The organism is Ruegeria sp. BHSB196 (genome assembly GCF_059613135.1).
The window spans coordinates 216,222-238,474 of the sequence record NZ_JBXWRY010000001.1 but is presented as its reverse complement, the minus strand read 5'-3'; the positions used below and the strand labels follow the sequence as shown (position 1 = coordinate 238,474).

Genomic DNA, 22,253 nt, shown 5'->3' with positions numbered 1-22,253 from the left:
TCGGCGTCCCCGCCTGTACCGCAGGGCTGTTTTCGACCGAATTGGTTAAAGAACCGTTTCTTCATCTGGCCAAAAATATCCCGGAGCGCGAGGCAGAGCCTCGCAAACCTTGCAGCCGTCTTGCCGTGGGGCCAGTTATGGGTGATAGGTTGCCTCGGGCCTTCGGAGGATCGCGCATGAAAATCGCCACGTTCAACATCAACGGCATCAAGGCGCGGGCCGAGGCCCTGCCCCGCTGGCTGGACGACGCGCAGCCCGACGTGGTGGTGCTGCAGGAGATCAAGTCGGTGGACTCCGCGTTTCCGCGCGAAATCTTCGAAGACCGGGGTTACAATGTCGAAACCCACGGGCAGAAAAGCTTCAACGGCGTGGCGATCCTGTCGAAACTGCCGCTTGAGGATGTTTCGCGCGGCTTGCCGGGCGATGACGGGGACGATCAGGCCCGCTGGATCGAGGCGACGGTGGTCGGAACAAGGGCGCTGCGCGTGTGCGGCCTGTACCTGCCCAACGGCAACCCGGCGCCGGGGCCGAAATTCGAATACAAGCTTGCCTGGATGGAGCGGCTGTACGACCGCGCGCGGGCACTGCTGGCCTCGGAAGAGCCTGCACTGATGGCGGGCGACTACAACGTCATCCCGCAGGCGGAGGACGCCAAGCGCCCTGACGCCTGGCGCGATGATGCCCTGTTCCGGCCCGAAAGCCGCGCGGCCTTTCGCAAGATCCTGAACCTCGGATTCACCGAAGCTTTCCGCGCCCGCATCCAGGGGCCGGGGCATTATTCGTTCTGGGACTACCAGGCCGGCGCATGGAACAGGAATGACGGCATCCGCATCGACCATTTTCTGCTGACCCCGCAGGCGGCCGACCTCTTGCAGGACTGCCGGATCGACAGCGAGGTGCGCGGGCAGGACAAGCCGTCGGATCACGTACCGGTCTGGGTCGAGCTGGACCTCTGACGCGGTCAGGCCGTCGCGTCGTAACCGTAGATCCACTCGTATCTTCGGCCCAATCGCGGGCCGACCACGCCCAGGGCCAGTTGCGCCGCCAGACGCATCGGCCCGCGAAGGTGGAAATTGCGCGCATTGTTCGCAGCCGCCGCGACGACCCGTCGGGCCCGCGGGCGGCGCATGGCTTCGTAGGCGGCCAGGGCCCGCGCGAGATCGGCCTGATCGCCCAGGCATCGGGCCAGCACCCAGGCGTCTTCGAGCGCCAGGCACGCACCCTGCGCCATGAACGGCAGGGTCGGATGGGCCGCGTCCCCCAACAGGACCGTGCGACCGTCCTGCCAGCGGCGCGCGACCGGGCGCAGGAACAAGGCCCAGATATGTGCGGCTTGCACCTGCTCGAGGATGTCTCGGACCGGCCTCCCGAAATCTGCAAACCTGTGGCGCAGGTCGTCCGGGTCGCCGCGCAATCGCCAGCCTTCCTCCTGCCAGTCCGACCGCTCCTCGACCGCAACGACATTCATCACGGTGTGGTCGCGCAAGGGATAGGTGACGACGTGCCGCCCCGGCCCCATGGTCAACACGGCGCACGACTTTTTGCCACGGCCGTCCCAGGGAATGGTGGCGCGCCAGGCAACCTGATGCGAGAATTCGGGCGCTTCGGGTCCGTTAAGGTCAGCGCGGATCGCGCTTCTGCCGCCGTCGGCGGCGATCGCGCAGTTGACCCGCAGTCGCGTGCCGTCCTGCAAGACGATCTCTACTTCGGACGGATGCGTGCACACTTGCGTGACTGTCGCTCCCAAACGGAACTTGACGCCTTCGCGCAAGGCCGCCTCGTGCAGCAGCCCGAGCAGATCGGCACGATGGTAGTAGTAGGTCGCCCCGGCGGCCGAAGCGGGCATTACGCCGACCAAACGCCCGGCCCGAAAGTCGCGGATCTCCGTCCCCTGCGAGCGCTGGCCTGCCTCAGGTGGATCCCCCACGACATTCAGGGCGCGCAGGACGACCATCCCGTTGGCGCTGATCTGCAATCCCGCCCCGACCTCGGTCAGGGCCGGCGCCTGCTCCACGACGGTGACATGCGCGCCGCGCTGCCGCAGCGCAAGGGCGGCTGCGATCCCGCCGATGCCGCCACCGATGACGCCGAATGTCAGACCGCTGATGTCCATGGCACCGGCTTAACGCAAAAACGCCGGGGCGAAAGGCCCCGGCGCCGGTATTTTTGCCGTGGTCCAGCGATCAATCGTCGCGGTGGACCTTTTCCCGGCGTTCGTGGCGTTCCTGCGCCTCGAGAGTCATGGTCGCGATCGGGCGGGCATCCAGACGCTTGAGCGAGATCGGATCCCCGGTCACTTCGCAATACCCGTATTCGCCGTCCTCGATCCGCCGCAATGCGGCGTCGATCTTGGCCACCAGCTTGCGCTGGCGATCGCGCGTGCGCAATTCAAGCGCGCGATCGGTTTCCTCGCTGGCCCTGTCGGCGACATCCGGGATGTTGCGGGTGTTGCCCTGAAGCCCCTCGATCGTGTCGCGGCTTCCTGCCAGAAGTTCGTTCTTCCAATTGATCAGCTTGCGTCGGAAATATTCGAGCTGCCGCTCATTCATGAAAGGCTCATCTTCGGCCGGACGATAGTCTTCCGGCAGAAAAACTTCCTGCTTCATCTTGGCTCCCTTGGCATGGCCAGAAACGTCGGTCACACTTGCTTCACCTGACATTCGGCACTCCCTTCTGCGGTGCGTTTAGCCGACGCCGCCCGGATTGTCACTACACAAACTCGGCGCTCGGGGCTCAAAAATCCCGACCAGCACAATTACGGAACAGAATCTCAACAAAACCTTGTTTTTCTGTGGAAATTACCGGCCATTTTTGAGGCACCCGGCGGATCCCGGTCCGTCATGAAACGGCACTACGCGTAAAAGCCGTTGTAGTTGCACAAAAATCCCGCCTACCGCGACGCAGCGGCCCGACTTGCCAAATCCGCGGCCTCTCTGTAACCCCTGTGCGTGCGCCGGACCGGACCCGGCGCAAACCGGAAGAGGCCGTGAATGACTGCTCGTTTCGAAGGAACCGCCGAATATGTGGCGACCGATGACCTGACCATCGCGGTGAACGCCGCGGTGACGCTGGAGCGCCCGCTGCTGGTCAAGGGAGAACCCGGCACCGGCAAGACCGAACTGGCCAAGCAGGTGGCTGGCGCGCTTGGTCTGCATATGCTCGAGTGGAACATCAAGTCCACCACCCGCGCGCAGCAGGGCCTGTACGAATACGACGCCGTCAGCCGCCTGCGCGACAGCCAGCTGGGCGACGAGCGCGTGAACGATGTCCGCAACTACATCAAGAAGGGCAAGCTGTGGCAGGCCTTCGAGTCGGATGACAAGGTCGTTCTGCTGATCGACGAAATCGACAAGGCCGATATCGAGTTTCCCAACGACCTTCTGCAGGAACTCGACAAGATGGAGTTCCACGTCTACGAAACCGGCGAGACGATCCGGGCCAGGCACCGCCCGATCGTCATCATCACCTCGAACAACGAAAAGGAACTGCCGGACGCCTTCCTGCGCCGCTGTTTCTTCCATTACATCCGGTTTCCCGACGAGGCGACCATGCGCCGGATCGTCGAAGTGCACCATCCCGGCATCAAGGAATCGCTGCTGACGACCGCGCTGACGCAGTTCTATGAAATCCGCGATACGTCGGGGTTGAAAAAGAAACCGTCCACATCCGAGGTGCTCGACTGGCTCAAGCTGCTTCTGGCCGAGGATCTGACCGCCGAAGACCTCAAGCGCGACGGGGCCAACGCGCTGCCCAAACTTCATGGGGCCCTTCTCAAGAACGAACAGGACGTGCATCTGTTCGAGCGACTGGCCTTCATGGCGCGGAGACAACGCTGACCGGCCATTGCCGCAACAGCATCCGCTATCGGCTTGCCATGACCGGGCCGGGATGCAACCATATGTTCCGTCGCGACTGAAGAAGGCCGGACGAAACCCAGCAGTGTCAGGATTGCCGAACGTGGCCAGTCAAGTTGTCATCCGCGAATTGCGCCCTTCGGACCGGTCCGAATGGGCGGAGTTGTGGCGGGATTATCTGGCCTTTTACGAAACTTCGGTGCCGGACGCCGTGTATGACAGCACGTTTGCCCGCCTTCTGGGCGACGATCCACAGGATTTTTCGTGTTTCGTGGCCGAGCTTGACGGGCGGCTGGTGGGCCTGACCCACTATCTGTTTCACCGCCACGCCTGGAAGATCGAGAACACCTGCTATCTGCAGGATCTCTATGCCCGCCCCGAGGCGCGCGGCACCGGAATCGGCCGCGCCCTGATCGAAGCGGTCTATGCCGAGGCCGACCGGCAAGGCGCGCCCTCGGTCTACTGGCTGACGCAGGAGTTCAACGCCACCGCGCGCAAGCTGTATGACCGTATCGGGAAACTGACCCCTTTCATCCGGTACAATCGCTCATGATCCGTCGCGCCGCGCTCATATTGGCCGTCGGTGTGGCCGGCTGCGCCCCTCTCCCACACGGCGACACGGCGACGCGCGCCGAGATCGCGGACAGCGTGTTGCCGCCGATGAAGAGCTTTGCGACCGCGCGGCCAACGCCGCCTGTGCGATCGAATGCAAATATCGCGGCGGACTTCCTGTCGCTGCACTTTGCCCTGGAAAGCGGGCGCGAACTGCCCCGGTTCACCCGGTTCGAAACGCCGATCACCGTGCGCGTGACAGGATCGCCGCCGCCCTCCCTCAACGCCGACCTCGACCGGCTGCTGGTCAGGCTGCGGCGCGAAGCCGGGATCGACATCCATCGCGTGACGGGCGGCAATGCCAACATCACCATCGAGGCCGTAAGCCGGGAACAGATACGCCGCACCCTGCCGCAGGCCGCGTGTTTCGTGGTGCCGAATGTCTCAAGCCTCGCGGAGTACCGCCGCGACCGGCGCAACAACAAGACGAACTGGTCGCTGCTGACCAAACGCGAACGCCTGGGAATCTTCGTGCCCTACGATGTCAGCCCGCAGGAAATCCGCGACTGTCTGCACGAGGAAATCGCGCAGGCGATCGGACCGCTGAACGATCTGTATCGTCTGCCCGACTCGGTCTTCAACGACGACAACGTGCATACGGTGCTGACCGGATTCGACATGCTGATCCTGCGCGCCACCTATGACCCGGAACTGCGCAGCGGGATGAGCCGCGCGCAGGTCGCCGAGGCGCTGCCGGGCATCCTCAGCCGCCACAATCCCCGCGGCGACACGATCCGGTCCACCCCCTATTCCGAAACGCCGCGCGACTGGATCGACGCGGTTCAGACATCGCTCGGACCCAACGCGGATGCAAAGCAGCGCCGGCGCGCGGCCAAGCGGGCCGCCGCCATCGGACAGAAATCGGGGTGGTACGACCAGCGGCGGGCGTTCCCGCACTACCTGATCGGGCGCATGATCCAGTACGACGATCCCGAACAGGCACAACTCCATTACGGCACGGCGATGCACTTCCTGTCGCAGACGCCGGGAACCGAGCTGCATCGCGCCTATGTCGTGGTGCAAACCGCCGCCTATGCCATTTCGCGCGGCGACGGCGCCACCGCATTGCGCCAGATCGAGCCCAGTATCGAAACCATGGCGCGGGCGGAAAACGCGGCGATGCTGGCCACGCTGATGATGCTCAAGGCCGAGGCGCTGGATCTGACCGGCAAACCCGAACAGGCCCGCGCGGTCAGGCTGGACAGCATCGGATGGGCGCGCTACGGCTTCGGCTCGGACTGGGCGGTTCGCTCGGTGATGGAGGACATCGCCCTGCTGAATCCCCGAAAAAGAACGGGCGGATAATCTGGTATGATCGTTTTGGCGTTGGCGGTTCTGGGCGCAATCGTGGGCGGGCTGACCGCCCACAGGCGCAAAGGCAGCAAGGCGGATATCGCGCAATATGCGGCGGGATACGCGATTGCCTTTGCGTTGGTCGGAATGGTAGCCACGTTGGTGATCCACAGAATGCTGGTCTGACGCGATGTTCCTGCCCTTTTTCGAAAACCTCCGCAAAGCCGGTGTCCCGGTTTCCCTGCGGGAGTTTCTGACCTTTCTCGAAGGGATGAAACAGGGGCTGGCGACCTATGACGTGGAAGCGTTCTATTACCTCGCCCGTGTCGCGATGGTGAAGGACGAGCGCAACATCGACAAGTTCGACCGCGCCTTCGCCGCCAGCTTCAAGGGGCTGGAAGAGATCGGCTTTGAGCAGGTTCTCGAAGCCGTGAACATCCCCGCCGATTGGCTGGCGAAGATGGCCGAGAAGCATCTGAGCGACGAGGAAAAGGCCGAGATCGAGGCGTTGGGCGGGTTCGAAAAGCTGATGGAAACCCTGCGCGAACGCCTGAAAGAACAGCAGGGCCGGCATCAGGGCGGCAACAAGTGGATCGGCACCGCCGGCACCTCGCCGTTCGGCGCCTATGGCTACAACCCCGAAGGCGTGCGCATCGGCCAGAAGGAAAGCCGCCACCAGCGCGCGGTCAAGGTCTGGGACAAGCGCGAGTTCCGCAACCTGGACGACACGGTGGAACTGGGCACCCGCAACATCAAGGTCGCGCTGAAACGCCTGCGCCGCTGGGCGCGGGAAGGGGCGGCGATGGAGCTGGATCTCGATGGCACGATCCGCGCCACGGCCGAACACGGCTATCTTGACGTCAAGGAACGGCCGGAGCGGCACAACGCGGTCAAGGTGCTGCTGTTTCTCGACGTGGGCGGCTCGATGGAACCGCATGTGAAAGTGGTGGAAGAGCTGTTCTCGGCGGCCCGGGCCGAGTTCAAGCACCTGGAATACTACTATTTCCACAACTGCCTGTACGAAGGCGTCTGGCGCGACAACCGCCGCCGCTGGGACGCGCAGACACCGACCCATGAGGTGCTGCGCACCTATGGTCCGGATTACAAATGCATCTTCGTCGGCGATGCCTCGATGAGCCCCTACGAGATCGCCTATCCCGGCGGCGCCAACGAGCATTGGAACCCCGAGGCCGGCCAGGTCTGGCTGCAACGCGCGCGCGAACAGTGGAAATCCAACCTCTGGATCAACCCGGTGCCCGAGAAATACTGGGAGTATACCCATTCCATCGGCATGATCCGCGAGATCTTCGAAGACCGGATGGTGCCGATGACGCTGCAGGGGCTGGAACGGGGAATGCGGGAACTGACGCGCTGACGCCCCCGTTGCTGTCTTTCCGGCGACGGAACCTGCGGGCTGAAGTCGCGGTCATTCCGGCGCTACTGATCGATCCGCAGGCTGTCCAGCAGTGATGGGACCACCGAGTCGGTCTCGGGCAGTTCCAGATCCAGCAAAACGACCCGGTTTGCCGGCACCACCCCTTGGCGACCCGAAAACAGTATCAGCCGGTGCGGCCGATGGGTGGTTTCCAGATACAGGTATTGCGGGGAGCTTTGCTGATAGCTGCCCGCGACCATTTCCGCCTCCAACCGGAACTCGAGCTGATAGCCGCTGGCGACCGCGTCGCCGATGACCCGGGCCTGTTCCGCACTCATCGGGATCTCCGACAACTGAGGAAAGAAGGTGTTGTTCAGCCCGAAGTTCATCGGAAGGGTCTGAAACTGCTGGTACTGGGCGTTGATGTTCTGGACCGGCAAGACCTGTCTGACGGGGTCGTAGGTGCCGATCTGCAGACCGCCACTGAAGGTCATCATGGTCGGCCCGCGTGTCTCACCGAACTCGTTCAGCACTTCGTCCGCCGATTTCCGGGGCTGGCTCCCGCTGGCTTCGTAGGCGCGCGCCATCGCCTGGGCGACGGCGTCGCTGTCGGTCAGGGTGCCGATGGCGCGCACGAAGTCCTCGCCCGACGACAACGGCTGCGCGAGATACGAGACCACCTGATCGGCCAGCGCCTGACGTTCGGCGAGGGCCGGCGTGTAATCGAACAGGATCTGCGTGAGCCCGGCATCGGCGAACAGGGCAATCTGTTTCAATTCGGTCCTGTGCGCCGGGCGCTGGTTGGACGGGTATTGATCGAGCGAAGGCGGCACCTCCGGCGAAATGCGGGCGAAAACCGCAAGATGCAGCCGGGTGTCGTTGCGCTGCCGCAGATAGTCGTCAAGCTGCCGGGCCTGATCCACGTTCGCCTTGAGTTCGCTGGGCAGCACGATGGCGTCAAACGCATTTGCGACCTGCATGCTGCGCCACCGCGGCGCCGAGTAGCGGCGCAGACGTTCGCCATCCAATGGAAACGCGCCCTTGTCGAAATCGTACTCTCCCAACTGGATCTGCACCGTGTGGTAGATGTCGATCGGGCCGGTCTGACGACGCGTATCCAGCCCTTGCGCGAGTTGCGTACGCACCCGGTTGGCCAGATCACGGCGTTCGAAGACGGACCATTGGTTGACACTCTTGTTGGCCAGCGGCCCCATGAATTGCTGATACTCGACAGGCGTGAGCATACGCTCGGCAATCTCGATGGCGACCTCGTCGTTTTCGATGACGTCCGGCCGTTCGGCATAGACCCGCGCCGCAAGAGCCCTTGACCAGATGTCGTTGCTTTCGATCGGCACATGGCCGCGAACGGATTTCACCGGACCGAAGACACTTGCAAACTGTTCAAAGGAAAGCCCCGGCTTGACTTCAGGTTTTGCCGCCACGGCGTCCCCGGCCCCGGCATCTGCGGACTGCGCTGCCGCCGCTTGGGTTTCGGAAGCCGCCGGTTTCGCAGCAGGCGGGTCGAGTTGCCAGCCGTCCTCGCGCCGGATGTCAAAGGTGTACTGCACACCGCGATGGGCACCCGACACCGACAGTACGTCAACATCCGGGCAACTCTGCGCCAAACCCTGCGCCATCTGCGAAACGAGCCGGTTGATCACCGAGCGGTCCTCGGCAAAAAGTGCGCTGGCCGGCCCCTCGAGCACGAATTCGGGCGGTTCCGTACAGGAGACCGAAGCCGGGGCGGACAGCGTCAGCCCCCCTTCGCTGATCTCGATCCGCTCACTGGCCGGAGCGGCCGTGGCCCAAACTGCGGCAATCGACAGCGCGGACGCACCCCTGCGCAAAAAACTCATACCGAAATCCCCAAAATGACTTTTTCACGATTGTGAGGGCGCGTCAGGTTTTGTCAAGAATTCGGGGATTGAGCCACCGCGCCATGGAAAAAAGAGACGGCTTGCCGGCGGGCCGTCCGCACCCCATATTTCAGGCATGCTTCGCATCACGCCGATCCTGCTGGCGGTTCTCTACGCCATTGTGATGTACCGGATTTCGGTCTGGCGCACCCATCGCGAACTTGACGCGAAATCCACGGAACTCGCCGATCCGCAACTCAAGAGGATAACGGACCGCCTGGCCGCCGCGCTCGATGTGGCGCGCATCCCGGTCTACATCTACGAGATCGACCCGGTGAACGGGCTGGCCGCGCCGGATGGCCGCATTTTCATCACCCGAGGATTCTACCGCAAGTTCCGCAATGGCGAGGTGACGGCGGAAGAGATGGCCTCGGTCATCGCGCATGAACTGGGCCATGTCGCGCTGGGTCACGCACGGCGCCGGATGATCGATTTTTCCGGGCAGAACGCGCTGCGCACCGCGCTGATCATTCTGCTCAACCGCTTCATCCCGTTCATCGGGGTCTGGATCGCGAACGGGCTGACGGCCCTGCTGGCCTCGCGGCTGTCCCGTGCGGACGAATACGAGGCCGACGAATATGCCGCGGCGCTGCTGACCAAGGCCGGTATCGGCATCGGGCCGCAGAAATCGCTGTTTCACAAGCTGGAGGATCTGACCCAGCAACGTGCCGGGGTGGTGCCCGCCTGGCTCATGAGCCACCCCAAGACCGACGAGCGGATCGCGGCGCTGGAGGCGCTGGAACGGCGCTGGGAAACCAGCGGCTAGCCGTCCCCCGCAAGAGGTCGCGCTGTGATGCCTTCATGCGGGCTGGGACAGGGCCTTGCCCAGACGCGGCAGACGCGCCTTTTTCAGCAGGCTTCGAATCGTCCATTGCTTGCCAGAAAGCCGGTTTGCGTCATCCAGTACCTTGCGCGCCATGTCCGCCATGCCTGCCGGATCGGCGCACCAGAATCCGTGCAACATGGTGTCCGGATCGATGCGCTCGATCCCTTCTTCGGCCAGGATGTTCCTTGGGAAATCGCTGGCGTTCACGGTAACGATGGCATCCGCCGAACCCGAGATCGCGACCGCCAGTACGTGGATATCGGCGGCGTCCGGCAGCCACAGACGGGCCTCGAGCCCCGGTGCCGGCCGGAGCACCGACTCGGGCCACGCGGCCCGCGTCAAGGCGATTTCGGACCGCGCCTGCGCTTCCCCGTCGGGCCCCAGCTTTCGCGCGGCGCGCGCCCATTCCTCGAGAATGCGTTCGGACCAGAGCGGAGTGAAATGCCCCAGCCGCGCCGCGCCCAGCAGCATCTCGCGCATGACCGTGGGATAGATCACGCAAGTGTCGAGAACCGCCCTCACAGCCGAAAGAACAGAGCCTTGAGATAGCCGCTTTCGGCCAGCTGCGGCAACTGCGGATGATCCGGCCCGGCAAAACCGGTGTGGATCAGATGCGCCGACCGCCCTGCCCGCCCGATCCCGCGCGCCGAGGCTTCGCTGAAACGGGCCAGATCGGCGGCGTGCGAGCAGGAACAGAGACCCAGATAGCCACCCGGCCGGACCAGAGGGGCCGCAAGCCGGGCGATGCGCTCATAGGCGCGCAATCCCACGTCGAGCGCCTGTTTGGTGGGCGCAAAGGCCGGCGGGTCGCAGATCACGACATCGAATTGCGCGCCTTCTTCGCCCAGGGCAGTCAGGGTAGCGAACGCATCACCGTGCCGAGTGGCAAAGCAGTCGCCAAAGCCCGAAGCGGCAGCACCCCGCCGGGCCAGGTCCAGGGCCGGCGCGGACCCGTCCACCGCCAGTGCCTCGGCCGCCCCTGCGGCGAGCATCGCAAGGGCAAAACCTCCGACATGGCTGAACACGTCCAGAACCCGCGCGCCGGGATGCACGAGGCGGGCGGCAAAGGCGTGATTGAGACGTTGGTCGTAATACAAGCCCGTCTTCTGACCTCCGGTCAGATCGGCCAGATAGGTCGCGCCGTTCATTGGCACCGGAATCGGCCCGGCAGGCACCTGTCCCCGCAAGGTTTCGCTCAGGTCGTCGAGCCCTTCAAGCTTGCGCGCCCGTCCCGATGCGTTCTTGAGAACGGTCGTGACGCCCGTCACCGAAACCAGCGCCTCGGTCAACAGGTCCAGATGGGTTTCGGCCCAGGCCGCATTTGGCTGAAGGACGCATGTATCGCCAAAGCGGTCGATGATGACGCCCGGAAGCCCGTCGCCCTCGGCATGGATCAAACGATAGTATGGCGTGTCGAACAGGTTTTCCCGCAGGCGGAGCGCGTGCGAAAGCCTGGCCCGGACCCATGCGGCGTCGATCTCGGCCTCGGGATCGCGGTCCAGCACGCGGCACATGATCTTGGACGCCGGATTCACCGCAACCACGGCAAGCGGCGTTCGCCTGTCATCCTCGAGCACCGCGAGCGAACCTGCGGCGATCTTGCGCGTGCGCCGGTCGGTGACGATGTCATTGGCGTAGACCCAGGGAAACCCGTGCCGCAACTTGCGGGCATCCGCCTTGGGTTTGAGGCGGATACGGGGGCGGTCGGAGGGCGGCGCATCGGGTGTCATGACCGCCCTCATAGTCCGGTTGGGCACGGGGCGAAAGACCCGCCTACCCTTCTTTGCGCGTGCGCGCGCGCCACCCTCCGCGTCGGCGGGGCGCCGAGATCGCGGTCAGCCCATCCTGCAAGACCTGCGTCATCGGATGATCCGGGGCCTGTTCGGAATAGACATCGTGCAACGCGCGCAGCGCCTGGGTCTGATCGTGCCCGTCGGGCAGGCTGAGCGCCCAGTCCAGAAAGATGCTGCGGCATTCGGGCAGAGCGATCCCCTCGATGCGATATGCCTCGCGGATCAGCCCTTTGGGGTCATTCGGGTCATTGCTTCGGGCCATCGGCTCCCTCATCGGTGACATCTGCGATCAGTGACGCGGCCGCGGCGTAGCTCCGCTCCAGTTGCGCCTGAACGTCCTCGATCCGTTCAAAACCGGTGGCGCGGCAGAGAAAGGCCGCCCCACCCTCGCCGATCCGGTCCGCTTCGAGCGACTTGCCGGACAAAAGCCGCGCCGCGGTCTGCACCGACCAGAACAGGTCATAACAGTCTTTCAGGATCTGCGCATTGCCCGCGTCGAACAGACCGGCCGCGACGGCCCCATCCAGACCGGAATGCACGTCCCGCTCGGAACGGCCCGACAGGAGCGCGCCCGCCTGCGCGATCAGTTCGATGTCCAAGAGCCGGCCCGGTCCGGTCTTGGCGTCCCAGAGGCCGGCCGGCGATTTCGCCTGAGCCAGCCGCGCCCGCATCTCGGCCACCTCGCGCAACACCTTGTGCCGGTCGCGCGGCTGCGCGATGAACCCGGCCCGAAACTCTTCGATGTCCTGCCCCAGGCTTTCGTCGCAGGCCACCACCCGCGCCCGTGTCAGCGCCAGATGTTCCCAGACCCAGGCCTGATTTTGCTGATACTGGGTGAAACTCGCCCAGCTGGTCGCGACCGGGCCCTGATTGCCGGACGGTCGCAGGCGCATGTCCACTTCGTAAAGACGCCCCTGCGACATCGGCGCCGACAGGGCGGTGATCAGGGCCTGGGTCAGGCGGGCGTAATAGGTCCGCGCCGCCAACGGGCGCGGACCGTCCGAAAAATCCTGATCCGCCGGGTCGTAGATCACGATCATGTCCAGATCGGATTGCGAGTTGATCCGGCCCGCACCCAGCGAACCCATGCCCAGAACCGCCGCCCCGCGTCCCGGCGCGGGTCCGTGCTTGGCGGCGAATTGCGCCTCGACATAAGGCAGAATGGACGCGATGACGGCTTCGGCCAGGTCGGCGTATTGGCGGCCCGCGGTGGCCGCGTCGATCAGGCCGCGCAGGTGATGCACCCCGATCCGGAAATGCCATTCCTTGCACCAGCGCCGAGCCATGTCGAGCTGGGTTTCGTAGTCGTTCTCGGCGCGCAACGCCGCGTCCAGCTCGCGCCGCAATGCGGATCGCCCCGGCCATTCGGCAAAGAAATCTCCGCCTATCACGGCATCGAAAACCGAGGAATTGTGCGACAGATGCGTGGCCAGCGAGTGCGAAGTGCCGACGATGTCCACCAGAAGATCGATGAGTTGCGGATTGGCCTCGAACAGGGAAAACAGCTGCACGCCGGCGGGCAGCCCGGCCAGGAAGCCATCCAGCGCCATCAAGGCTTCGTCGGGCTTTGCCGTGCGCGACAGCCGCGACAGCAGCTCGGGTTTCAGACGCTCGAATATCCGCGCTCCGCGCTGGGACCGGAGGGCCGGATAGGTCGGCCACCGGGCAAGGACACTCGAATCGAAGGCGAACGGTTCGACCGGCGCAGGCGCGGCACCCGGACCGGGCGCAAAGAATCCCTCGGTCAGATCGTGCACTTCGGTCAGGCGCCGGGTCAGATCGGCGGTCAGTTCTTCGCTGCCGATGCCCATGAGGCAGGCCACCCGTTCGAGTCCATCGGCGGAGTGCGGGACCGTGTGCGTCTGCGCGTCGTGCACCATCTGGATACGGTGTTCCACTTCGCGATGGGCCCGGTAATGCGCGCTCAGCTTGTCCGCAACCTCTTGCGGTATCCATTCCCTGGCCGCGAGCGCGGCGAGCCCATCGACCGTGCCGCGCACCCGCAGCGTACGGTCGCGCCCACCGGCGATCAACTGGCGGGTTTGAGTGAAGAACTCGATCTCGCGAATGCCGCCCCGGCCCAGCTTCATGTCGTGACCCGGGATCGACAGCGCGCCGCCGGTGCCCTTGTTCTCGCGGATGCGCAAGCGCATGTCATGGGCGTCCTGGATGGCCGCGAAATCCAGGTGGCGCCGCCAGACGAAGGGGCGCAGCGCCTCGAGAAACCGCGCCCCGGCATTCAAATCGCCGGCGCAGGGGCGCGCCTTGATATAGGCCGCGCGCTCCCAGGTTCTGCCAAGGCTTTCATAGTACCGTTCCGCCGCTTCCATCGCCATGCAGACCGGAGTGACCGCCGGATCAGGCCGCAGGCGCAGATCGGTGCGGAACACGTAGCCGTCGGCAGTCTTGTCGCTGAGCGTGGTGCAGAAGTTGCGGGTCGCCCGCACCATGCCCTGACGCGCCTCGTGAAAGTCGTCGGGGTCAAAGCGGGTTTCGTCGAACAAGACGATCAGATCGATGTCCGAGCTGTAGTTCAGCTCGCCCGCCCCCATCTTCCCCATCGCAAGGATCACCAGTCCCGCGGCCGAGTCCACGTCCGCCTCGGTCATGCCGGGCAGCTTTCGGCGCCGGATCAGAGCCGCGATTTCCGCCTTGGCGGCCAGGTCCGTCGCCAGACCGGCAAATTCGGTGAGCACACTAGTGACCCGTTCCAGTGGCCAGGCGCCGGACAGATCCGCAAGCGCCGTCAAAAGCGCCAGCCGCCGCTTGGCAAGACGCAGTCCGGGTTTGAGTGTGTCGGGCGGCAACGCACGGGTTTCGCGCATGAGATCCGACAGCACCGCGCCCGGATCCGCCAGGGCCGGACCCACCCAATCCGCCTCCCGCTCGATCAGGCTCTTGAGATAGGGGCTCGATCCCGCCGCGCCGGCGATCAGGTCGCCCTGTTCGGCGGTCAGATCGGACACGCAAGCGCGCGCTTCTTCCCCCAGCGCGGGATCGAAGGGGCGCGGAAGGCGGGAGATGGCGAGGGCGGTGGTCATGGGCGCAAGGTGTCCGTGCGGGCGGGCGAGGTCAATGCGACAAACGCAGGTCCGGTCAATCCAGCGGCGTGTCCTGACTGAATGTATTGACCCACCCCTGCTGCCGCCGTTCCCAGAGCGAGGAAATGAGCATGGCTTCCCACACCGTCGATCCGCTCCGGACATAATCGGCGCGATAGGACAGCAGCGCCGCATCATCGGAAAGCAAGCGCAGGCGCGCGTCGCTGAGCCGATACTCGGACATGGTCGGCGCCTCGGCGAATTGCCCCACATGGTCTTCGCGCCCGGCAAACCCGCTGGGATAGACGCCGGTGAAGTCAGGGCTCAGCAAGGCCCGGTCGGCCTTGGCATCGCCGTTGACCAACGCTTGCCAGACCTGTTCCTCCAGATCCAGCATCCGAACCATTGCCGGGCCGGTACGAATTTCGCTACTTTCCATCCGTGCAAAATGCGCCGGGAGCACCCGCAGGGTCAACCGAGGAAACCGATGAGCAAAAGTCTGAATCGCGTACGCGGCGCGCTGACCGCGGCGGGTCTGGAAATCGTGATCCGCGAGACCGAGAATGCCCGCACGGCGCAGGACGCGGCACGGGCGGTCGGCTGCGACGTGGATCAGATCGCCAAGTCGATCGTGTTTCGCGGAGAGGAAACCGGCGAGGCCATCCTGTTTCTGACCGCCGGTGGAAACCGGGTGAGCGCCGAGAAAGCCGCAATCGTGGCGGGCGAACCGTTGGGCAAGGCGGATGCCGGACTGGTGCGCGCGCAAACCGGCTTTGCCATCGGCGGCGTCGCGCCGGTTGGACATCTCAATCCGGTTCGCACCTACATTGACCCACGGCTAACCGAGTTCGAAACCGTCTGGGCCGCCGCGGGAACACCACGTCACGTCTTCCAGATCGCGCCTGCGACGCTCATCCGGGTTGCGGCGGCCACGCCCGCCGATTTCACGTAATTGGCGGCCAGGGCCGTCGCTTGGGCCCGGTTTCTGGCCAGACGCGCAGTCGAAAATGTAAATCTTTTTCACATCACCTCTTGCATTCCCCGTTTCTCCTCCCATCTTGGGTAATGTGAAAGGCATTTACATCAACTGGAGACCCGAAATGACCGCATTGTCCGACCCCGCCGCCCCTTCCCATCCGGGCTGGTTGCACCGTACCGAGGCCTGGCTCGACAGCAAAGGCAAAGGCGCCTGGATCGCGTTGATGGTCCTCGGCTTCATCTTCTTCTGGCCCGTTGGCCTGGCCCTTCTTGCCTACATGATCTGGAGCAAACGCATGTTCAGCAAATCCTGCAGCCGCCGCAAATCCTGGCACAGCCACATGAGCGCCATGAAACCCACCGGCAACAGCGCCTTTGACGCCTACAAGGCGGACACGCTGGCCCGGCTGGAACGCGAGCAGCAGGATTTCGAAGAGTTCCTGAGACGCCTGCGGGAAGCCAAGGACAAGGCGGAATTCGACCAGTTCATGGACGAACGCGCCCGCAAGAGCCGCGACGACATGGAAGACAAGGACGACGACGCCTGACCCGCGCCCTGCGCCCCGCACTCTGATCGGTGCGGGGCCATTATTCTACCTTTCCGACAGGACCGACCGAGATGTCCCACCTCCCCGATCCCGAGCGCCAGCCCGAATTCTACCAGACGGTTGCCGTCAAGCGCCTTCTGGCCTGGATCTTCGACACCATAGTGATCCTTTTGCTCAGCCTTGTCATCGTGCTGCTGACGGCGTTCATCGGCGCGTTCATCTGGCCGGTCCTCTACCTGACCGTGGGCTTCGTCTATCGCGTGGTGACGATCGCCAACGGATCCGCGACATGGGGGATGCGGTTCTTCGGCATCGAGCTGCGCGACGCCTATGGCGCGCGGCTGGATACCGGCCTGGCACTGGCGCATACCGCCGGCTACACGGTGAGCATGGCGATTCCGGTCATCCAGGTGATCTCGATCATCATGATGCTGACGAGCGCGCGGTGCCAGGGCCTGACCGACGCCTTCCTTGGAACCGTCATGCTCAACCGCCGTGTCATGGCCTGAACGGGTGTATTGAACCCTTGGCGGGTTCCGTCCCGGTTGCTATCATCCCGGCAACAGAACACGGGATCCGCATGCGCCACACGCTGCCAATAGCGCCACAATTCTATGTGACGGCTCCACAGCCGTGTCCCTATCTCGAGGACCGGATGGAGCGCAAACTGTTCACCGCGCTGCAGGGCGAAGGCGCCGACCGGTTGAACAATTCTCTGTCCCAGCAGGGGTTTCGGCGATCTCAGAACGTACTGTACCGCCCTTCCTGCATGGATTGTTCGGCCTGCCTTTCGGCGCGGATCGACGTTTCGGCTTTCCGCCCAAGCAAGAGCCAGAAGCGCGCCATCAAACGCAACGAACACCTGGACCGGCGCGCCACCTCGCCTTGGGCCACCGATGACCAGTTCGAACTGTTCCGCCGCTATCTGGACGCGCGCCACGCCGATGGCGGCATGGCGGACATGGACGTTTTCGAATTCGCCGCGATGATCGAGGAAACCCCCATCCGCAGCCGCGTCGTGGAATACACCGACTCCCGCACCGGCGATCTGACGGCGGTGAGTTTGACCGATGTGCTCGATGACGGGTTGAGCATGGTCTATTCCTTCTACGACCCGCATCAGCCGCAGAATTCCCTGGGCACCTACATGATCCTCGACCATGTCGAGATCGCCCGCGAGGCCGGATTGCCGTTCGTCTATCTCGGCTACTGGGTGCCGGGCAGTTCCAAGATGGGATACAAATCCAAGTTTGCCGGGCTCGAAGTCTATTTTCAGAACCGGTGGACGAAAGTGAAGAACCCCCGCAAGTACGAAGGGATCTCCCATCACCCGCTTTCGACCGATCCCATCGCGGAACAGGTCGCCAATATCCAGCTGCCAGACCGGCACCCAACGCGCGGCTAGGTCGCGCGCTGAACCGAAGACAAAAGAAGAGGGCCCGAGGGCCCTCTTTTTTTTTCTCCTGTCCCCGGTCTCAGTTCGGGATCAGCGACGGGACGATCGTCACGATGGCAGGGAAGAACCACAGGATCGCAATGCCAACGACCTGAATGATCACGAACGGGATGATGCCGCGATAGATGTGCCCTGTCGTGACCTCTTTGGGCGCCACCCCGCGCAGATAGAACAGCGCAAATCCGAAAGGTGGCGTCAGGAACGAAGTCTGCAGGTTCACCGCCACCATGATCGTCACCCATTTCGGATCGAACGACCCGCCATAGATCACCGGGCCGACGATGGGGATCACGATGTAGATGATCTCGAGGAAGTCCAGCACGAAACCCAGGATGAAGAGCACCAGCATCACGATCAGGAAGACCGTGAATTCATTGTCGAAGCTCTTGAGGAACTGCTGGATATAGTGCTCTCCCCCGAACGAGATCACCACCAGATTCAGCAACTGCGACCCGATCAGGATGGTAAAGACCATCGACGTGACCTTGGCCGTCTCGCGCACGACCGGGGTCAGGACGCCGCTTGCGAACAGCACCCAGCAGCCGAACAGCAGCCCGAACAGCGCATAGAGATAGGTCGCATAGGCGAAGATGAAGGCGATCCAGGTCTCGACGGTGACGCCGCCCTGATTGATGCGCAGGTCGAAATTCACACCGATCAGCAGGCAGATGATGATGGCGAAGGTGGACCAGATGATGATCTTGCCGGACCGCCCCTGATCCTGGAGCTTGCGATAGGCTGCCAGCATGATGGCCCCGCCCGCCCCCAGCGCCGCCGCGGGCGTCGGGTTGGTGATGCCGCCCAGGATCGAGCCCAGCACCGCGATGATCAGCACCAGCGGCGGGAACACGACGCGGATCAGATCGTTGGTCGCACAGCGCGCCGCCGCCTCCTTGCAGCCATAGAGCGCCAGGACGGCAGGCACGGCGAGCCACAGAACCGTCGCTCCCGAAGACGTCGTTGGTGCAATGAACAGGATATCGACAAGCAGCATCAAGAGCAGACCGATACCGCCGAGAATCAGCGGTTGCGCCGGGCGGGACGGTGCGATGCCGCGGCCCAGGATCAGCGTCAGCCCCAGCAGGACCACGATGACGGCCACGCCGTTGCCGATCGGTGCGGCGGCGGCGATCTTGGCTTCGCGCGCGGCCACGAGTTCCTCTTCGCTCAGCCGCTGTGCCTCTGCCACGCCACCGGCCGCGTCAATCGCCTCCTGCTCGGCCACGGCCTGATCCCAGGCTTCCTGGCCGTGCAGTTCGATCATCGACGCCTTGCACTCGGCCGAGACATTGGTGCGCAGCGACGCGCCTTCGGTGGTGTCCGAGAAGGCCGAAACCGAAATGTCCTGGCTGCCGATCAGGCCCACGCTGCCCATCAGGACCGCGCCGACGATCAGACCCAGAGGCGCCACCAGCAACCAGGTCAGCCCCTCGCCGCGGGTGATCGTCTCGCCGCTGCCGCCGGACATGGCGACCGCGGGCGCATGTTCAGGGTTCAAGAGCGCATAGCCGAAGGCATAGAGCGCATAGAGAATCGCCAACATGATCCCCGGCAGCAGAGCCGCCTGGAACAGGGTGCCGACCGAGACCACGGCCGGTTCGCCAAGATAGGTCAGCGCATCCGAGCACCCCGCCGTCACGGCGCGGGTTTCCTGTGCTGTGGAATAAAGATCGCCCGCAAGCGTGCCCAGCAGAACGATCACGATCGAGGGCGGGATGATCTGCCCCAGCGTGCCCGAGGCCGCGATCACGCCCGTGGCCAGTTCGGGCGAATAGTTGTTGCGCAGCATGGTCGGCAGGGCCAGCAGGCCCATCGTCACCACGGTTGCGCCGACGATCCCGGTCGAGGCGGCAAGGAAAGCCCCCACCACCACGATGGACACCGCCAAGCCACCCGGCAGCGGACCAAAGACGCGCGCCATGGTGGTCAGCAGATCGTTGGCGATCTTGGACCGCTCCAGCGTGATGCCCATGAGGACGAACATCAGAACCGCCAGCAGGGTTTCGATGGACTGCCCGGCCAGCACCCGCTCGTTCATCCGGTTGACGATGAACGACACGTTGCGGTCCAGCGCGGTTTCCCATCCGCCGACGAAGACATGTTCGGCAACCCTTGGCAAATCCGGGTATCGGAAGACCGAGATCGTGTCCGGCTTCACCCCAGAATTGACCAGATCGACATACATCTGCGACCCGGTGTCGATCGCCTGATGAACCAGCAGCCCGGCGCTGTCCAGCGCCGCGATGATGCCGAACGAGATGATGCCGGCACCGCCGATGGCGAAGGCCACCGGAAAGCCGCTGAGAATGCCTCCGAAGAGGCAAAGAAACACGATAATGAGGCCGATTTCGACGCCATCAAGACCGAATAGCATAGTCCCTAGTCCCCGTACTTAATGAGCGCCTTCATAGGCTTCTTCGCCCTCGCCAAGCGTGTCCTTGTCGAGATATTTGCCCGCACTTTCCGGCCCTTCCACGAACTCGAGATACGAGCGGTAGAAGAACGCGATGGCATGCAGGAAGACCATTGCGGCAAAGGCCACGAGCAGGATCTTGAACAGGAAATAGGCGTTGAAGCCATTCGGGCTGAACCCGATGGTTTCGACGTTCCAGCGCAGCGCGCGGGACTTCATGAGCAACCGGTCCAGCGTGTCGCTGGCCGACGGGTTCGGCACGATCAGGTGCCGCCACAGGAAGAACCAGCCGTAGAGCCAGACCAGCACCGCCATCGGCAACATGAAGAGCAGCGAGCCCAGCATGTCCACCACCTTCTTGGCGCGGTGGCTGATGCCGGCATAGATAAGATCCACGCGCACGTGCCCGCCCTGAACGAAGGTGTAGGTGCAGCACAGGCACACGACCATGGCGTTGTAGAGCTTCAGTTCCTCGGCATACCAGCTGATGTCCATCTGGAACGGAATCCCCAGCCCGAAGGCCATGTCCGGGCGGGCGAACACGCGCTGCATGAAGACGATGACGATCTGCTGGATCACCATGAGCAGACCGGCCCAGGCAAAGAAACGACCGGTCGTGTTGGCAAATCCTTCGAGCCCGCGGACCATCGCCCACATGAAGTTGCGGTAATAGACGCCGATCGCGGTCAGCACCAGGAAGAAGGTGAACACCACGAAGAAGAACTCGACCGACCCGCCGTAATAGACGAAGCGCATGATCGCTTCCTTGTCCGACCAGTTCAGCCAGAGTTGCGGATGCGTGATGGCGTATCCGAAATTGTAGAAGGCTTCGGCGATGTTCTGTAGGAGCCAGACAAGTCCGGCCCAGATGGCGCCAAAGAACGAGATGCCGTTGTCGTCCTGCATGTTGTCCCCGGTTCATCGGTTGCAGCGCGTGCCCTCGGACCCCACCTGTCCGCGCTTCTGCAACGGGTAAAGTTCCCCCGCCGCCGGGCGGGGGAACCACGGTTCACTTGCCCGGGGTCAGCCGCGCACGCGGTCGCGCTGCGAGGTGTAGACGCCCGAGGACAGGTTGAGCCAGTTCGAAGACGCGGTCATCGACGCCATGGCGCTGTCGTGGATCTTCTTGAACAGCTCGTCGCCCATGTTTTCGTCCATGACTTCCTGCGAAGCCTTGCCGAAGGCATCCCAGACGCTGTCGGGGAATTCCATGACCTTGACGCCGCCGGCCTGCAGACGCTGCAGCGCCGCACCGTTGTTGGCCAGGAACTGCGCCAGGTTCCACTGGTGACATTCGGCAGCCGCGATCTCGATGATCTTCTGCTGCGCCGGGGTCAGGCTTTCAAAGACCTCGCGGTTGGTCGCCAGCGACAGACCTGCGCCCGGCTCGTGGAAACCGGCGGTATAGTAGGTCTTGGTGATCTCCTGGAAACCGGCCTTTTCGTCGGCCCACGGACCGATCCACTCGGTTCCGTCGATCGCGCCGGAGGACAGCGCCTGATACACTTCCGAACCCGGAATGTTCTGAACCGAAGCGCCCAGCTTGCCCAGCGCCTTGCCGCCCAGACCCGGCATGCGGAACTTGAGGCCGTTGAAGTCGTCGGGGCTGTTGATCTCTTTCGAGAACCAGCCGCCGGCCTGCGCGCCGGTGTTGCCCGCGATGAACGATTTCAGGCCGAAGATCTGGCCCAGCTCGTCATGCAGTTCCATGCCGCCATCGTGGTAGTACCAGTTCACCAGCTCCTGCGCGGTCATGCCGAACGGAACGGCCGTGAAGAACGCGTAACCCGGGTGCTGACCCACGAAATAGTAGTCGGCCGCATGGTACATGTCGGCCTGGCCCGACGACACGGCGTCGAACACTTCGAACGCGCCGACGAGTTCGCCTGCGGCCTTGATGTCAACGGTCAGGCTGCCGTCGGACATCGCGTTGATGCTGTCGGCGCAGCGCTGCGCGCTGTCGAACACGCCGGCCAAGCCGCGGCCCCACGACGTGACCATGGTCAGCGTGCGGTTGCCCTGCGCATAGGCCGGTGCCGCCAGTGCGGTCGCGGCGGCGGCCGAGCCACCCAATGCAGAAGTCTTCAGAAACTTGCGACGATCCATGTGAGTGATCCTCCCCTATAGTAAAACTTGCCCGCAGCAATC

Annotated in this window: 22 protein-coding genes; 11 read left to right on the top strand and 11 right to left on the bottom strand. The window is 63.9% G+C overall.

Annotated features, from left to right (window positions below; genetic code table 11):
* The first annotated feature begins 176 nt into the window (after positions 1-176).
* Entirely contained in the window at positions 177-956 is a 780-nt protein-coding gene (gene xth, locus AC2FNJ_RS01190) for an exodeoxyribonuclease III (protein WP_496761752.1), read from the top strand.
* Between the two features lie 5 nt (positions 957-961).
* Here xth and AC2FNJ_RS01185 read toward each other — a convergent pair whose 3' ends face one another.
* Both AC2FNJ_RS01185 and dksA read right to left on the bottom strand, forming a co-directional pair.
* Positions 962-2,113, bottom strand: a complete 1,152-nt coding sequence (locus AC2FNJ_RS01185) for an FAD-dependent monooxygenase (RefSeq protein WP_496761751.1) — start codon at positions 2,111-2,113, stop codon at positions 962-964.
* A 70-nt stretch (positions 2,114-2,183) separates the two neighbouring features.
* Positions 2,184-2,606, bottom strand: a complete 423-nt coding sequence (gene dksA, locus AC2FNJ_RS01180; protein WP_496761750.1) for an RNA polymerase-binding protein DksA — start codon at positions 2,604-2,606, stop codon at positions 2,184-2,186.
* A 384-nt stretch (positions 2,607-2,990) separates the two neighbouring features.
* On the opposite strand from dksA, the gene AC2FNJ_RS01175 reads away from it, so the two are divergent.
* The 5 genes from AC2FNJ_RS01175 to AC2FNJ_RS01155 all read left to right on the top strand — a co-directional run bounded on the left by AC2FNJ_RS01175 (position 2,991) and on the right by AC2FNJ_RS01155 (position 7,134).
* Positions 2,991-3,836, top strand: a complete 846-nt coding sequence (locus AC2FNJ_RS01175; protein WP_496761749.1) for an AAA family ATPase — start codon at positions 2,991-2,993, stop codon at positions 3,834-3,836.
* 121 nt (positions 3,837-3,957) lie between these two features.
* The gene (locus AC2FNJ_RS01170; protein ID WP_496761748.1) at positions 3,958-4,407 is read left to right on the top strand and encodes a GNAT family N-acetyltransferase; all 450 of its coding nucleotides are present in this window, start codon (positions 3,958-3,960) and stop codon (positions 4,405-4,407) included.
* A complete protein-coding gene (locus AC2FNJ_RS01165) occupies positions 4,404-5,771 on the top strand; it encodes a DUF2927 domain-containing protein (RefSeq protein ID WP_496761747.1) in 1,368 nt (455 codons plus the stop codon). Before AC2FNJ_RS01170 ends, AC2FNJ_RS01165 begins: the two co-directional genes overlap by 4 nt.
* 6 nt (positions 5,772-5,777) lie before the next feature.
* Positions 5,778-5,945: an apolipoprotein acyltransferase gene (locus AC2FNJ_RS01160; protein ID WP_496761746.1), complete on the top strand. Its 168-nt coding sequence runs from the start codon at positions 5,778-5,780 to the stop codon at positions 5,943-5,945.
* 4 nt (positions 5,946-5,949) lie between these two features.
* Complete coding sequence (locus AC2FNJ_RS01155) at positions 5,950-7,134, top strand: vWA domain-containing protein (RefSeq protein ID WP_496761745.1); 1,185 nt, start codon at positions 5,950-5,952, stop codon at positions 7,132-7,134.
* Between the two features lie 62 nt (positions 7,135-7,196).
* Here AC2FNJ_RS01155 and AC2FNJ_RS01150 read toward each other — a convergent pair whose 3' ends face one another.
* The gene (locus tag AC2FNJ_RS01150; RefSeq protein WP_496761744.1) at positions 7,197-8,990 is read right to left on the bottom strand and encodes a hypothetical protein; all 1,794 of its coding nucleotides are present in this window, start codon (positions 8,988-8,990) and stop codon (positions 7,197-7,199) included.
* Positions 8,991-9,126: 136 nt separating this feature from the next.
* On the opposite strand from AC2FNJ_RS01150, the gene AC2FNJ_RS01145 reads away from it, so the two are divergent.
* Positions 9,127-9,816, top strand: a complete 690-nt coding sequence (locus tag AC2FNJ_RS01145) for a M48 family metallopeptidase (RefSeq protein ID WP_496761743.1) — start codon at positions 9,127-9,129, stop codon at positions 9,814-9,816.
* Between the two features lie 33 nt (positions 9,817-9,849).
* Here AC2FNJ_RS01145 and AC2FNJ_RS01140 read toward each other — a convergent pair whose 3' ends face one another.
* Genes AC2FNJ_RS01140 through AC2FNJ_RS01120 form a run of 5 tightly spaced genes read right to left on the bottom strand, consistent with a single transcriptional unit; the run spans position 9,850 to position 15,149 of the window.
* Positions 9,850-10,398, bottom strand: a complete 549-nt coding sequence (locus AC2FNJ_RS01140) for an RSP_2648 family PIN domain-containing protein (RefSeq protein ID WP_496761742.1) — start codon at positions 10,396-10,398, stop codon at positions 9,850-9,852.
* The gene (locus tag AC2FNJ_RS01135) at positions 10,395-11,606 is read right to left on the bottom strand and encodes an RSP_2647 family RNA methyltransferase (RefSeq protein WP_496761741.1); all 1,212 of its coding nucleotides are present in this window, start codon (positions 11,604-11,606) and stop codon (positions 10,395-10,397) included. The genes AC2FNJ_RS01140 and AC2FNJ_RS01135 overlap by 4 nt, the downstream gene beginning before the upstream one ends.
* A 43-nt stretch (positions 11,607-11,649) precedes the next feature.
* Complete coding sequence (locus AC2FNJ_RS01130; protein ID WP_496761740.1) at positions 11,650-11,931, bottom strand: hypothetical protein; 282 nt, start codon at positions 11,929-11,931, stop codon at positions 11,650-11,652.
* Positions 11,915-14,710 carry a [protein-PII] uridylyltransferase family protein gene (locus tag AC2FNJ_RS01125; RefSeq protein WP_496761739.1) on the bottom strand — a complete coding sequence of 932 codons (2,796 nt, stop codon included), beginning with the start codon at positions 14,708-14,710 and terminating at the stop codon, positions 11,915-11,917. The genes AC2FNJ_RS01130 and AC2FNJ_RS01125 overlap by 17 nt, the downstream gene beginning before the upstream one ends.
* Positions 14,711-14,765: 55 nt before the next feature.
* A complete protein-coding gene (locus AC2FNJ_RS01120) occupies positions 14,766-15,149 on the bottom strand; it encodes a DUF4440 domain-containing protein (protein WP_496761738.1) in 384 nt (127 codons plus the stop codon).
* 48 nt (positions 15,150-15,197) lie between these two features.
* On the opposite strand from AC2FNJ_RS01120, the gene AC2FNJ_RS01115 reads away from it, so the two are divergent.
* The 4 genes from AC2FNJ_RS01115 to AC2FNJ_RS01100 all read left to right on the top strand — a co-directional run bounded on the left by AC2FNJ_RS01115 (position 15,198) and on the right by AC2FNJ_RS01100 (position 17,641).
* Complete coding sequence (locus AC2FNJ_RS01115) at positions 15,198-15,662, top strand: YbaK/EbsC family protein (protein WP_496761737.1); 465 nt, start codon at positions 15,198-15,200, stop codon at positions 15,660-15,662.
* 148 nt (positions 15,663-15,810) lie between these two features.
* Positions 15,811-16,236: a DUF2852 domain-containing protein gene (locus AC2FNJ_RS01110; protein ID WP_496761736.1), complete on the top strand. Its 426-nt coding sequence runs from the start codon at positions 15,811-15,813 to the stop codon at positions 16,234-16,236.
* 71 nt (positions 16,237-16,307) lie between these two features.
* On the top strand, positions 16,308-16,745 hold the full coding sequence (locus tag AC2FNJ_RS01105) for an RDD family protein (protein WP_496761735.1): 438 nt from the start codon (positions 16,308-16,310) through the stop codon (positions 16,743-16,745).
* Positions 16,746-16,816: 71 nt separating this feature from the next.
* A complete protein-coding gene (locus AC2FNJ_RS01100; protein WP_496761734.1) occupies positions 16,817-17,641 on the top strand; it encodes an arginyltransferase in 825 nt (274 codons plus the stop codon).
* Between the two features lie 70 nt (positions 17,642-17,711).
* On the opposite strand, the gene AC2FNJ_RS01095 is transcribed toward AC2FNJ_RS01100, so the two are convergent.
* From AC2FNJ_RS01095 to AC2FNJ_RS01085, 3 genes are all read right to left on the bottom strand, one after another.
* On the bottom strand, positions 17,712-20,066 hold the full coding sequence (locus tag AC2FNJ_RS01095; RefSeq protein WP_496761733.1) for a TRAP transporter large permease: 2,355 nt from the start codon (positions 20,064-20,066) through the stop codon (positions 17,712-17,714).
* 18 nt (positions 20,067-20,084) lie between these two features.
* The gene (locus tag AC2FNJ_RS01090; protein WP_496761732.1) at positions 20,085-21,011 is read right to left on the bottom strand and encodes a TRAP transporter small permease subunit; all 927 of its coding nucleotides are present in this window, start codon (positions 21,009-21,011) and stop codon (positions 20,085-20,087) included.
* A gap of 117 nt (positions 21,012-21,128) precedes the next feature.
* The gene (locus AC2FNJ_RS01085; protein WP_496761731.1) at positions 21,129-22,211 is read right to left on the bottom strand and encodes a TRAP transporter substrate-binding protein; all 1,083 of its coding nucleotides are present in this window, start codon (positions 22,209-22,211) and stop codon (positions 21,129-21,131) included.
* Positions 22,212-22,253: the final 42 nt, after the last annotated feature.

Coding starts and splice junctions, on each gene's coding strand:
- AC2FNJ_RS01095 (WP_496761733.1), bottom strand. CDS start 20,066: ATGCTATTCGGTCTTGATGGCGTCGAAATCGGCCTCATTATCGTGTTT.
- AC2FNJ_RS01185 (WP_496761751.1), bottom strand. CDS start 2,113: ATGGACATCAGCGGTCTGACATTCGGCGTCATCGGTGGCGGCATCGGC.
- AC2FNJ_RS01135 (WP_496761741.1), bottom strand. CDS start 11,606: ATGACACCCGATGCGCCGCCCTCCGACCGCCCCCGTATCCGCCTCAAA.
- xth (WP_496761752.1), top strand. CDS start 177: ATGAAAATCGCCACGTTCAACATCAACGGCATCAAGGCGCGGGCCGAG.
- AC2FNJ_RS01090 (WP_496761732.1), bottom strand. CDS start 21,011: ATGCAGGACGACAACGGCATCTCGTTCTTTGGCGCCATCTGGGCCGGA.
- AC2FNJ_RS01120 (WP_496761738.1), bottom strand. CDS start 15,149: ATGGAAAGTAGCGAAATTCGTACCGGCCCGGCAATGGTTCGGATGCTG.
- AC2FNJ_RS01125 (WP_496761739.1), bottom strand. CDS start 14,710: ATGACCACCGCCCTCGCCATCTCCCGCCTTCCGCGCCCCTTCGATCCC.
- AC2FNJ_RS01085 (WP_496761731.1), bottom strand. CDS start 22,211: ATGGATCGTCGCAAGTTTCTGAAGACTTCTGCATTGGGTGGCTCGGCC.
- AC2FNJ_RS01175 (WP_496761749.1), top strand. CDS start 2,991: ATGACTGCTCGTTTCGAAGGAACCGCCGAATATGTGGCGACCGATGAC.
- AC2FNJ_RS01130 (WP_496761740.1), bottom strand. CDS start 11,931: ATGGCCCGAAGCAATGACCCGAATGACCCCAAAGGGCTGATCCGCGAG.
- AC2FNJ_RS01110 (WP_496761736.1), top strand. CDS start 15,811: ATGACCGCATTGTCCGACCCCGCCGCCCCTTCCCATCCGGGCTGGTTG.
- AC2FNJ_RS01105 (WP_496761735.1), top strand. CDS start 16,308: ATGTCCCACCTCCCCGATCCCGAGCGCCAGCCCGAATTCTACCAGACG.
- AC2FNJ_RS01150 (WP_496761744.1), bottom strand. CDS start 8,990: ATGAGTTTTTTGCGCAGGGGTGCGTCCGCGCTGTCGATTGCCGCAGTT.
- AC2FNJ_RS01165 (WP_496761747.1), top strand. CDS start 4,404: ATGATCCGTCGCGCCGCGCTCATATTGGCCGTCGGTGTGGCCGGCTGC.
- AC2FNJ_RS01155 (WP_496761745.1), top strand. CDS start 5,950: ATGTTCCTGCCCTTTTTCGAAAACCTCCGCAAAGCCGGTGTCCCGGTT.
- dksA (WP_496761750.1), bottom strand. CDS start 2,606: ATGAAGCAGGAAGTTTTTCTGCCGGAAGACTATCGTCCGGCCGAAGAT.
- AC2FNJ_RS01115 (WP_496761737.1), top strand. CDS start 15,198: ATGAGCAAAAGTCTGAATCGCGTACGCGGCGCGCTGACCGCGGCGGGT.
- AC2FNJ_RS01160 (WP_496761746.1), top strand. CDS start 5,778: ATGATCGTTTTGGCGTTGGCGGTTCTGGGCGCAATCGTGGGCGGGCTG.
- AC2FNJ_RS01145 (WP_496761743.1), top strand. CDS start 9,127: ATGCTTCGCATCACGCCGATCCTGCTGGCGGTTCTCTACGCCATTGTG.
- AC2FNJ_RS01100 (WP_496761734.1), top strand. CDS start 16,817: ATGCGCCACACGCTGCCAATAGCGCCACAATTCTATGTGACGGCTCCA.